Raw genomic sequence first — 11,894 nt, forward strand, 5'->3', positions numbered from 1 at the left:
AACGACTCCTTATCGCTGAATTGCATCCGTTGCCGACATCTCTAAGCGAACACGCCGCAGATCGGCATCTACCATCATCTGAATCAGTTCTTCCAATGAAGTTTTCGGTTCCCAGTTCAGTGCGTCTTTCGCTTTTTGCGGATTCCCCAACAAAACCTCCACTTCGGCAGGACGGTAAAAAGCGGGATCGATGATCACATAGTCCTCGTAGTTCAGTCCAACGTGGGCAAAGGCGATGCGGCACATCTCCCGAACCGATGTGGTTTTGCCTGTGGCCACCACATAATCGTCGGGCATGTCCTGTTGAAGCATGAGCCACATGGCCTCCACATAGTCTCCGGCAAAGCCCCAATCCCGCTTGGCATCGATATTGCCCAAGCGGAGTTCCTTTTGCAATCCCATCTTGATCCGGGCGACGGCTTGCGTCACTTTGCGGGTGACAAACTCAACACCCCGCATGGGTGATTCGTGGTTGAACAGAATCCCGCTACAGGCAAAAAGATTGAAACTTTCCCGGTAATTGACGGTGATCCAGTGGCCAAATAACTTCGCTACGCCATAGGGGCTGCGCGGGTAAAAGGGAGTCTTTTCCGATTGCACCGGCTCTTGAATCAGCCCGAAGAGTTCGCTTGTCGACGCTTGATAAAAGCGAATCGACGGATCAAAATTTCGGATGGCTTCCAGCACATTCAGCACACCAACCCCGGTTACCTGGGCCGTCAATCCCGGTTGTTCCCAGGAGGTGCCGACAAAGCTTTGCGCTGCCAAGTTATATACCTCATTCGGCTTAGCCTTGCTCAGCGCCCGATAGATTGAATTTGTGTCGGTGACATCCCCTTCGATAAAACGAACCTTTTCCGCAATGTCCAGTTCACGCAGACGCCAAAGTGTATCCGTGCTTCGTCGGGCCAGCAGACCATACACATCGTATCCTTTGGACAAAAGAAGCTTCGCCAAATAGGCTCCATCTTGTCCCGTAATCCCTGTAATCAGCGCACTCTTTGCCATAAATAAACCTCCATTTTAATAATGTATAATCTTGTTTATCCTATCTCATTACCCATAATGACAGAATCAATGAGAGCTCTGTAGGTTGCGATCATTGTGGGCCATGTATAGTACTGGCTAACGTATTCTCGACCGCTTTTGCCCATTATGTCGATAAGTCCCGGTTTTTCTACCAGTTCATTAACGGCTTTCACGAAGCTTTGACAATCGTAGAAACATCGCCCTCCTTGGCTTCGTCGGCAATGTCCAGCCAGCACTGGGTTATGACCATTTACTAACACTGGAGTGTTCGCAGCCAGTGCCTCTAAAGTAACAATGGACAAACTCTCATAACGAGAGAACACAACCATGGCCATCGCTTCATGTAACAGTCTCCATTTTTCTGCCTCGCTCACAAAGCCAAGTGAACGGATTTTAGGATGTTCCGGCACCGGATAGGATCCTTTACCAAGAAGATATAAGTCCGGGGACTCGCCCCCCATCTCTTTCAGCATCTGTTCATAATACTGAAAAAGCTGGTCCACTCCTTTCCCGGCATCCAATCTGCCCATATACAGGAGATACTTCTTTCTTTCTCGTCGATTTTTTTCTTCGGGTAAATCGATCCCGATTCCCCCGATAGCAAACTGTCGAGGAAGTATATTGAATCGCCTTTCTACAAGCTGTTTTTCTTCCTCACTAAGAAAAAGCAATGCCTGTGCGTTGGAGAACATTTCCTCAAAAATGGTTAATGTTAAGGGGGGTTCGTCGTGAGCCATCGGTACCAGTATAGATTTTTTGTTTATGCGGGTTAGACCATAGTACGTCGTCCCATAGAGATAAGTAAAATAGACAAATAGGTCTGTCTTTTCTTGTATAGACTCAAGATATTCGAGCAACTGTGTCGAATATGGGCCTTGCGCTTTCATCCATGTACGTTCAAAAACACTCGGCAATATCCTATGATAGACCAAACGGTTTAATAGAGAAAACGTTTTTTTCCGTGGGTGATCAACCGGAAACCGCCGTATTAAAACGCCATTCTCCTGCGTCTCTCCGGGCGGGAACTCATCTTGCCAGGTGAGATAATCGCTTGCACAAGTCGTAACCACCTGCAAATCATACCAAGGTGCAAGACGTTCTGCGATTTGACGGCACAGCGACTCTGAGCCACCTAATACTTCTTTTCCATAGCGTTGGACCACGAAGACAACATTTTTTCTTTTCATCGCACTGCTCTTTTGATGTTCTGTAATTCATCAAGCTTTATTTTAATATTTAGCCCAATTATTTCCCAGGAAAAGTTGTTCATCGCCGATTCTCTTGCATCGTTTCCGCACCGATAGGCATATTCTTCGTCATCCACATATGCCATTATCGCCTTTGCGAACGCCTCTGGCGTGTCCGCGAAGAGCATGTGTTTTCCATGCTCCGCGCCAATCCCCTCAGCCCCAAGCGTTGTCGAAACGATTGGTTTACCATTCATCATTGCCTCAATAATTTTTAACCTCGTCCCAGCGCCAAAGCGCACCGGTGAGATCACTACGTCGGAGCACTCATATTCTTCTTCTAAATTGGGAACGTACCCTTTCACAGAGACGTTCGGCTCCTTTTTCAACCATTCCGGCGCACCAGATCCCACGATGTTTAGATTCATTTCCCTTCGTTTCGAGCGTACAATGGGCCAAATAGCTTTCCCAAACCACTCAATGGCATCTCTGTTTGGCGGGTAGTTCATATTGCCGACAAAAAGGATTGTTTTCTTTGATTGGTCATTCCTATTTAATTCTTTACGAAGCAGAGACTCTTCCCCGCTTGGTCCATCGACACCGTTCGGAAGGACTGCGATTTTACTCTCGGTATGTGGAAGCCGTAATGAGTCTCTGTCAATGGCCGAAGCAACAAAGGATAGATCCATCTCCGTGATCAATCTTCCTTCGTATCGGGCTAGCCGAATGGCCTCGAACCGATTTAGCCATTTCCAAAAGGAACCACTGTGTTGTTCTGCCATCCGTCTTCGGTAGAGGGAGAGGGCGTCACATAGGTCCAGAACGAACTTGGTTTGAGAAAGTTGGGGATTTGTTTGCAAGTGATGCACATACCAGGCTGTCTTTAATTGAGCTCCCCAAAGGACATCATAGTGTTGTCCATCGATATACTTAGAATGAACAAAGGCATTAAGCTTCTTACGAGTTCTGCTTGAGCGTCGGATCGCCGACGTAACAGGCGCTCGAAGATTCAGGATCCCATACATGTACTTCAGAATCGTATGTTTCTCGAAAAAAGATTCTACGGTTGCACAATACTGTTTAAGACGATCCCGCGCTTCTTCCGTAATCGGTTGCATAATAACCAGATCTACTCGCGCAAATTGGCTCAACGCTCGCAAGATCCCCCAATTACGAATCTTATCGCCTTGATTTGGAGGCCATGGGCATTCATCCATCAGCATCAGCACTTGCATGCCGCAAGGACCTCCTTATAGACGGACAAGGTTTCGGATGCGGCTTTTTCCCACGTAAACTGCCGTGCATAACGGAATCCAGTCTCTATTCGTTCTCTTCTCAGCAATTCATCTTCAGCCATCAACCGAATTTTTGAAGCCATATCATCGATATCGGTGGGGTCAAAGAGCAATGCATTCCCTTTTGCGATTTCCCCAACAGAAGTTGTCTTAGAACAAGTCACCGGCGTTCCGGACAGCATCGCCTCAATCACCGGCAGACCAAAACCCTCATAAAGAGACGGATAGACAAAAAACAGAGCGTTCCTGTATAATTCCCGGAGTTCTTCTCGCGTCACAAAATCCAGCAAACGCACGCCTTCCACTTGACAATCCGCAAAAGCGTCAGGGCGCTCAATTCCCGTGATAACCAATTCGATATCTGACCGGAAATCACTTCTCGCTTTGCAAAATGCCTGAATCAACGCCCTAGTATTTTTCCTCTTATCGAGAGCACCGAGAGCGAAAATATAATTTCGCTTGCTCAATCCATTCCATTTATCAGTAAAGAAAATACCCTCTTTTTCATCACTTTGGTACCATTCCACGTCGGCGCCGCAGTATACGACACGAATCTTTTCGTCTGAGCCTTTTAACACGTCTGAAATATCGGAACGAGAAAAGTATGAATCAGTAATGATCCGCTCACTATTTTCCGCAGTCTTTGGCAAGAGTCCCATTCGATACAATCGGCTCATCCGGTGTCGCAGCGATAGTCGCTCGTCCTGAAAAGTGTTCCGCCGGAACTCGATCACATCATGAATCGTAGTAACAACGGGACAAGGCTTGATAAAAGGCGCCATATTTGCGGGACAGTGAAGGAGCGCAAGTCCCTCCTGTTTGGCTGCATTAGGGAGCGCCCATTGCTCCCACAAAACCATGGGGGATGTGGCGAGCGTTCTAATGCGATAACAGCCGAATTTGGAGAAATACTCAATTTCAGCGGGGTCGGCTTGACTGTCAAGAAAGAGCGTAATTTCCCAATCACTTTCCAGGAGACGAGGATAATGCTCTAACAGATGATGAATGTACTCACCGATCCCCCGTCTTTTGCTTACAAGGCCGTAACGCGCATCTATTCCTATTCGCACGATCTTCGTTCACTTCCAAGCAACACTTTCTCAGTTTCCCACAGCACTACGCGCTCTTCCTTTTTCCACCTGTCTCCCATCGACTGATACTCCTCCCACCCTAACACAAGCGGACGAATTCGACGATGGATTCGACTTTCCGCCAGTTCAATCAATTGACGTAAATACTCCTGATCTACATCACCAACGATGATGATATCAATGAGTCCAGTGTCAGTCCCTCGCGCGTAATCACCAATCAGTAAGGCAAGATAAACATTTCCCAATCCCCCCAGCACCATTTCCACCAGCTTGTCAATCCCAAGAGACTTTCGCACGATACTGGTGATGTCAGGAAACAAAGGATGCGCTGCATTGGCCTGGTAGACGATTTTTCGTCCTTGTGATGCATGGGTCAGCAGTTTTGCATCGACCAACCGCTTCAATTCCACACGAACCGCATTGGTGGACTCGCCAAAATCAGCAGCCAACTGACGCAGGTGGGCTGTATTATTGGGGTTTGTAAAAAAACGCAACAATAATTGCAGTCTTGTCTTCGATGTAATCAAGCTTTCCAGCATAACGTCGCTCCAAAACGCGCACTTTTTTTACTCATTTAAAGCATAGCTTTATTACTCGTCTCATGTCAAGAACCGATATTTGTTAAGGATTCACGATACAACTCTTCATACTCTTGAAGCATCTTGTCCACAGAAAAATAGCGTTGAAATCTTGTTTGTGATGCGACGCCGTAGCGCTGTCTTTTTTCAGCATCGCAGAGCAGCATTTTGAGTTCTTTCCATAAAACGTCCGGCTCTCTCGATGGAACGATTTGTCCAGTCACCCCTGACTCAACTTGTTCTCGCACTCCTCCCACTTCCACCGAGAGTATAGGAAGACCTACTTTCATCGCTTCTAGAATCGCAATGGGAAATGCCTCCATACAAGAAGTTAATAAAAAAACGTCTGCTTGCTTTAGCAGAGATAAAATGTCCTGTCGCTCTCCTAACAAGGTAACCCAACCATCCAAATTTCTTTTACATATCTCACTTTTCATTTCTTCATAAAGAGGACCGTCGCCTACCCAAAAAAAATGCACCCTATTCAACAGATCATCGGGATTTTCATTTGCGCATTTTTCTACCAGATCTAAAAAAAGCCACGGATCTTTTGCTTTCGCCAAACGACCGACAGTAATCACAATAAACGGCCGTTCTTTCTCAAAGTCCGTGGACAATTGTTTTAGATCCGGACTAGCTGTTGCAACTGCATGTTTTGCAATTGCCTCTCTTACGAGTTCATTCTGTTGCTTTGCCAAGTTACCTGTCTTGCCATCTTCGCCGTTCCCCAAAGGAAGGCCGTTGTGGATTACCTTCGCTCGCAAAGACGATGCTCCACTTTCACTGATCTGTAGTTCATGCCGCGACGGGAGTATCGTCCTTGAAATCCCCTCTTCAACATCTCGTTTGGATACACAGACAATCGCGTTTGTGATTTGGGCCATCCACTTCTCTAACACAACAAAAAAACGCTGGCTCAATCCAGACATGCCATAGAAGCTCCATCCATGGACCGTAAAAATCGTCACGGGAACATGAGTAAAAAATGCAGCTAATCTTCCTAAGATCCCAGCCTTCGAACTATGGCAATGCACGATATGCGGGCGAAAACAACGAATCAATTGCCGCAATTCCCAAAATGCCCGCAAATCAATCAAGGGATGAATCTCACGTCGCATATATCTTAAGGGTACAATCGAAACTTCTGGACAGGATTCACGCACCCATTCGATTAATGCGCCGCTGTCTTTGCAGGCCAAGAGGACTTCATATTCTACCATCACATCATCGGCAGGAACATTTTTCCGGCGACGGTCAGTTAGCCCTCGAATGAGTTCATATACAACCTTCTGGGCGCCTCCCGTCTCTGATAGCGTGATCAGTTGGAGAACCCTCAGTTTACCTTCTTGAGGCAAATTTCCGCTACTCCCCTTAACAACATGGTCCATAATCTTCACACCCTAGTTAATCAGGACTACAAAGCACATACGGATGCCTCTTTTATCGTTAAATCGCCTTATCTCTCTGCATGACAACCTTAATGGTCTTTATCAATAAAATAAGATCACTGACAGGACCTCGTCGCTTCGAATAAAAGAGATCGTATATCAGCTTCTCCTCCGCATTCGAAGAATATCGCCCATATATCTGCGCCATGCCGGTGATGCCCGGAGGAATAAGGTGCCGGAGGTGATACTCCGGTATCTCTTTAGCAAATTCCTGCACAAAATGCGGACGCTCCGGTCGTGGCCCCACGAGGCTCATATCCCCTCGAATAACATTGATGATTTGGGGCAGTTCGTCCAACCGCCAACAACGCAGATAGGCCCCTACCCTTGTAAGACGGGGATCGTTCTCTGTAGCAAAGGCAGGGCCGGTCAGTCGTTCAGCATCGGGGATCATCGTGCGAAATTTATAGATGCGAAAGAGACGTCCCCGCATCGTCACCCTTTCTTGCGTGTAGAAAATCGGTGTGCCTGAATCAATCCAGACGGCTGCAGCGATCAAGGCCATCAAGGGAAGACAAATCGGGAACACAACAAGCGAAATGGCAAGGTCAAAAATTCGCTTAACCACATCGGTAAACTGTGTCTGGCCGACGCCGGGCGTAACCTCTATATAGATGCGACCGTCTCTTGAGATCAGGTTGCCTCCGTGCAAGAGGATATCCGTAGGCGTTACCTCGACTCGCAGTATTCGGCAATGTTTGACCGCCTCGATAATCGCTTGCTTGCGCAGGTTCATATCAGAAAAATCCTGAATCACGATCGTGTCGGTTTCAAAGTTAGCTTCATCTAGCCTTCCCTCAACAAACTCTTCTTGCGAGATGAGGAAAACACCTGGTCGTCCGCTTTCGATGTGGTGATAGGCCCACCGAGAAAGATAAAAGTAGACAATGAACAGAACGCCAAACAACAGCATTACACTTCGTGGGAAAGCAAATAGACGCATAAAAAAACTAGCGCCACCGCTGATGACGACGATTAAACCCGATGCAATGACCGCAGAAAGGAATACATTGTATCGGGAAAAACTACCATCTATATGGTAGAGATCCATTAACAAGGCCGATCCGATGACTGCGATACAGATCCACGGAAAAGTTCCGATGATCGCCTCATAGTTTTCAGGCTTCAGCGATTCCGGGAACATTAACTCCGCTGCCAACCAGAGTAATAAACAGGTGGCAACAAAATCAAAAAAAATAAGCAGGAATGCGCTTTTTCGAGGTTGGAGAATTGCCCACATCTTGTAATCCACCTGTCAGATTGATTACTAAAGAGGATCAATTCTGTGACTCTCTGCGCTTTTCCTGCTTTTAATTCAGGTTTTCTTTGGTAATCCCTACATAAATCGGAGCCTTATGACGATAGAAGTTTTCGCTGTCACTTCTTGGTCTTTATATCGTAAACTGTTCATCACAATCCGAGTTGTTTCATTACCGAATATTCATTGGATGCCATCACAGAAGTTACGCGCGCCGCTTCGATGATCTCATTTCCCTTGTTGTCTCCTCGTTTTTTCATTGCCGCCCCTCGCCAAAGCTCCACTAACGTTTTTGTCACATCATCACGTTGCTCTGTGGCGCTGGCCAGCATCTGTTCGGCTTTCACAGGGTCGCCAAGCAGCAGCGCCGCTTTGCCGGCCATAAAGGCCAGTTCCGGCGTGAGCGTCAAATCAGGTGGATGTCTCCAAAGACTCTTCAACGCTGCTGGTAATGTTTCCTTCTTACTGCTAGCCTCGGTCGCAATCTCAAGGACGCGATTCAACGCTTGTTCCGACTGCACTTTCCAATTTGGTTGCCCTTGTCCCTGGCTAAGCGCAAGCCGTTGCCGGATCGCCACATCAGAATTCACTTTTGCGGCGTCCATATAGGCCGTAACCAGCCAGGGCGAACGAGACTTGCCAAGTTCCGCCTCTGCGAGCGCTTCATCATAATTGCCTCGCGCGATTAAGACCTGGGCCAGCAGCATGTGGGCGCCTGTATTGTAGGCGTCCAACTCGACAGATTTTCGCGCCAATCGTTCACTCTCTTCCAACATGCGCGCTTTCATTTTCTCATCTGCGGCTCGTTCGTAGTTTGTCACAAGCAGTTGGGCTGTTGCGATAGGATAATCGGATTTCCACCGATCACTTTCCATGGTCTGCTGCAAATGATTGAGAGCGCCTTGAAAATCTTTTTGATTGAGTGCGGATTGATAAGCTCCTATCTCCGATTCAGCGCCGCGAAAGAGGAATGGAAAAATGACGAGAGGCAACATTAACAGGAACAGTGCGCCATTCAAGAGCGCGAAGGATACAGCCCCAGACCTTCTCGTTTTATTCGCTCGGGACGTTGTTTGATTTATTTCCCGATTGAACACCGACGATACACCTGTCCCCGCAATAAGTTCACAAGCGCCATAGACACCGATGAGCGCCCATAAAAGCAACGAAACCGCGCTCAGCGACAGGTTGAAATCAAAAGCTGAATGCAACGCCAACGCTAGAGCGCTGATTCCGATGGTCCAAATGGATGACGCATGCAATTCATTTTTACCACTATCGATTTTTAAGAGGGAGTACAGCCCAAAGGGTATCATCAGAAAAACGGACACAAAGGAGAGAAAACCGAGGATACCTGTCTCTACCCAAACCTGCAGGAAGTGATTATGAACCTCCGTCGTATTGTATAAAAAGGATTGAAAGGCCCGGTAACCGGCTTTCCAACCGCCGCCCCCCCAGCCAAGTAACGGTCGTTCCAAACCCATTCGCCATGCGTCGGAATAAAACACCAGACGTTCTCTGAAGTTGTTGTCGCCCGTATTGATGGAGGCGATCCGCTGTAGCACGGGGTTTTCGCTCCCGGAAAAAAGCATATAGGCTCCAAAAATCACGAGCAGTAGGACGGCGATACCGCCGATAGCGACAATATTTGAGTTCCACCGCTTTTTTGGTTTTTGTTCCGAACCAACCGAACTATCTCTTACAGCGATTCCCGCTTGTTCCCAATTAATCAGGTGTGGAAGCCCAACAAGCCAAACTGCACCTACCCCTGCCGTAATCGCCAAGGTAATCGCCAGCGCCATTCCGTTCTGTTTTCCCTGCTGGGCTTCCGGACCGACCGTGCCGGAGCTAACAGCGATAGCTACCGTAAATAGCAACACCAGGCAGGCCAGATTCGTCTTTTTTTCCTTTTGGCCGAGCCAATAGAAAAAGATGAACAAGGGAATCAACATCCATGCGCCACGACTCTGCGTGCCTAAAACCGCCAAGAGGATCAAAAAGGTCATACCAGCCGATACTGCAGTTACGTAGCGGTTTCGAAGAGACGAAGTAATGTGGATCCCCGTCAGGAACGGCACCGTCAAAAAAGCCGCCAGTGTGTTTGGATACTGCAACGTCGAACAAAGCCGACTGTCCATGATCGCTCCATTCAAAGTAACAAATCCCTGTGCAGCTGCAATGGCGATAGCAGACACAGCGGTTCCCATGATGGTAATGGCAAGCAGAAACCATAGCAAATAGTTTCCTACCTGTCGCTTTTTTGCTTCATACATAAACAGGGTAGCGATAAAGGCAAAAATAAATACAACTAAATAGTCCACTTGTCTTAGCCATGTAAACAAAGCCATTCGAGGATTAATCGCCGCGTAGAAGGTAAGTCCGTAGCACAGCATGAGGAACCCTAATGCTATAAAGTAAGGAGACCGCCAAATCTGATTTACTGCTCGTTTGCTTGAATCAGGTAACGATTTTCCTGAAAAAAACATTAATACCACAGCGCACAGCATCAACACAGATGTCCCCAGAAGATGGATCTCCATCTCCGTTTCGAAAAATAATCCTCGAAAAAACGGCGCAATCCCGACCAGAAGAACAACACATATGGCAAAATAATTTGCACTCACTTTTACGGATTTCTCGTCAACCTTCACAACCAACCCTCATTTTCCCTTATATTATATTTCTTGCTAGCTTTACAAAATCGCTGTATTGGGATTTCTTTCGATGAGAGAGGTCTGAATTCCTTCTGAAAGAAACTGTCATTGAGAAATTGCTTATCACACGAACAAAAAAGCCGCAATCAGATGCGTTCTGATGCGGCTTTAATACTCATCCCATATCTGAGGACATGCTCGAAATACTTAGGAAGACGAGGCAGCGTAGGCCCAGGGTTTTTGAAAAGCATAGACCATGTTTTGGTGCTTAATCACAATATCAAGCAGGCTCTCCTTCGCATCAACCAGCTTAGATTCCGCAGCAGCCACATCCGCTTTGGTTGCCATACCGATATCAAACTTCACCTTAACAACACGCAAGTTTTCATCCGCCACAGCAACCTGTTGCTGCGCGCCACCGTATTGCTCCTCCAACTGTTGGATGCTGTGATAAATCGTACGCACCAATTTTTCCATCTGTTCTTTCGTGCTTGACGCTGATACAGCCGCTTTATCAATATCGATAGACTTGGCTTTACCCGGCTCGGTGCGCCCTCCCAAGGAATAGGAATAGGCGCTGTACGCCGCCTCAGCTAAATCCACTTTTTTCTCAGCAAGCCACACAGTCGGACTGTCATTGACAGCTTTGTTAATGACAAAATCGACGTCATCGGTCTTCATTTTCTCAAAGGTTGGATTATCGAGTAATACGGGGCGTTCCTCCGCTTTTAACCCAACCAAGATATTGAATTTCTGATAGGCGTCATCAAGGGCGCTTTCGGCAGCAGCTAACGCGGCTTCCGAGGCTGCGCGCGCTGCCTTGGCTTGAACCAGGGTGGGATTGTCGATCGTACCCACCTGACTGGCGGTAAAAGCATTATTGTATTGAATCTGCGCATTGGTCAGTCGAATTTTGCAGTTTTTTACTTTGTCTTGGGCTTGGATTAATCCATTGTAGAGTTGATAGGTCTGCATTACAATGGAGTCTTCTTGAGCTTCAAGGTTTCTTTTATTCATTCTCCAGGTTACATCGGCTTGACTTAAGCCCATAAATGCGCCGTACCATTGTTGATCCATCGAATATCCTACCTGAGAGGTCGTCTGATAGGTATCCTTCACGGAATCGCCTAGATAGTTGCGAACTTCATAGCTGCGATCCACGTCTAACTGTGCCGTCCGAAGGGACTTGCTACTTTTTTTGGCTTGATCAACAGCTTGCTGGAAGGTAAATTGTGCTTGGCTTTGGGCCGCATTCACGACGGTAGTGGTCGTAGCTGCCACGGCTGGCAGTGTCATGCCCAGGGACAAAAGGAAAGCAGAGGCGCAGACTACAAATTTACGCATAATAGTCACC

The 11,894-nt window shown here is 47.3% G+C and carries 9 protein-coding genes; all 9 read right to left on the reverse strand.

Going from position 1 to position 11,894, the window contains the following annotated elements:
* Nucleotides 1-9: 9 nt before the first annotated feature.
* The 9 genes from gmd to GTO89_RS08760 all read right to left on the reverse strand — a co-directional run bounded on the left by gmd (nt 10) and on the right by GTO89_RS08760 (nt 11,884).
* Nucleotides 10-1,008, reverse strand: coding sequence for a GDP-mannose 4,6-dehydratase (gene gmd, locus GTO89_RS08720; RefSeq protein WP_161261686.1), 999 nt, complete (start codon nt 1,006-1,008; stop codon nt 10-12).
* A 35-nt stretch (nt 1,009-1,043) separates the two neighbouring features.
* Entirely contained in the window at nt 1,044-2,216 is a 1,173-nt protein-coding gene (locus tag GTO89_RS08725; RefSeq protein WP_161261687.1) for a glycosyltransferase family 4 protein, read from the reverse strand.
* Nucleotides 2,213-3,451: a glycosyltransferase gene (locus tag GTO89_RS08730; RefSeq protein WP_161261688.1), complete on the reverse strand. Its 1,239-nt coding sequence runs from the start codon at nt 3,449-3,451 to the stop codon at nt 2,213-2,215. The genes GTO89_RS08725 and GTO89_RS08730 overlap by 4 nt, the downstream gene beginning before the upstream one ends.
* Nucleotides 3,439-4,581 carry a glycosyltransferase family 4 protein gene (locus GTO89_RS17830; protein ID WP_161261689.1) on the reverse strand — a complete coding sequence of 381 codons (1,143 nt, stop codon included), beginning with the start codon at nt 4,579-4,581 and terminating at the stop codon, nt 3,439-3,441. Before GTO89_RS17830 ends, GTO89_RS08730 begins: the two co-directional genes overlap by 13 nt.
* Nucleotides 4,572-5,141, reverse strand: a complete 570-nt coding sequence (locus GTO89_RS08740; protein WP_161261690.1) for a winged helix-turn-helix domain-containing protein — start codon at nt 5,139-5,141, stop codon at nt 4,572-4,574. Before GTO89_RS08740 ends, GTO89_RS17830 begins: the two co-directional genes overlap by 10 nt.
* A 65-nt stretch (nt 5,142-5,206) precedes the next feature.
* Complete coding sequence (locus GTO89_RS08745) at nt 5,207-6,568, reverse strand: glycosyltransferase family 4 protein (RefSeq protein ID WP_161261691.1); 1,362 nt, start codon at nt 6,566-6,568, stop codon at nt 5,207-5,209.
* Nucleotides 6,569-6,626: 58 nt separating this feature from the next.
* Nucleotides 6,627-7,868: a sugar transferase gene (locus tag GTO89_RS08750; RefSeq protein WP_161261692.1), complete on the reverse strand. Its 1,242-nt coding sequence runs from the start codon at nt 7,866-7,868 to the stop codon at nt 6,627-6,629.
* Nucleotides 7,869-8,038: 170 nt separating this feature from the next.
* Nucleotides 8,039-10,537, reverse strand: a complete 2,499-nt coding sequence (locus GTO89_RS08755) for an O-antigen ligase family protein (protein WP_161261693.1) — start codon at nt 10,535-10,537, stop codon at nt 8,039-8,041.
* Nucleotides 10,538-10,747: 210 nt separating this feature from the next.
* A complete protein-coding gene (locus GTO89_RS08760) occupies nt 10,748-11,884 on the reverse strand; it encodes a TolC family protein (protein WP_161261694.1) in 1,137 nt (378 codons plus the stop codon).
* Nucleotides 11,885-11,894 lie beyond the last annotated feature (10 nt).

The organism is Heliomicrobium gestii (assembly GCF_009877435.1).
Classification (GTDB): domain Bacteria; phylum Bacillota; class Desulfitobacteriia; order Heliobacteriales; family Heliobacteriaceae; genus Heliomicrobium; species Heliomicrobium gestii.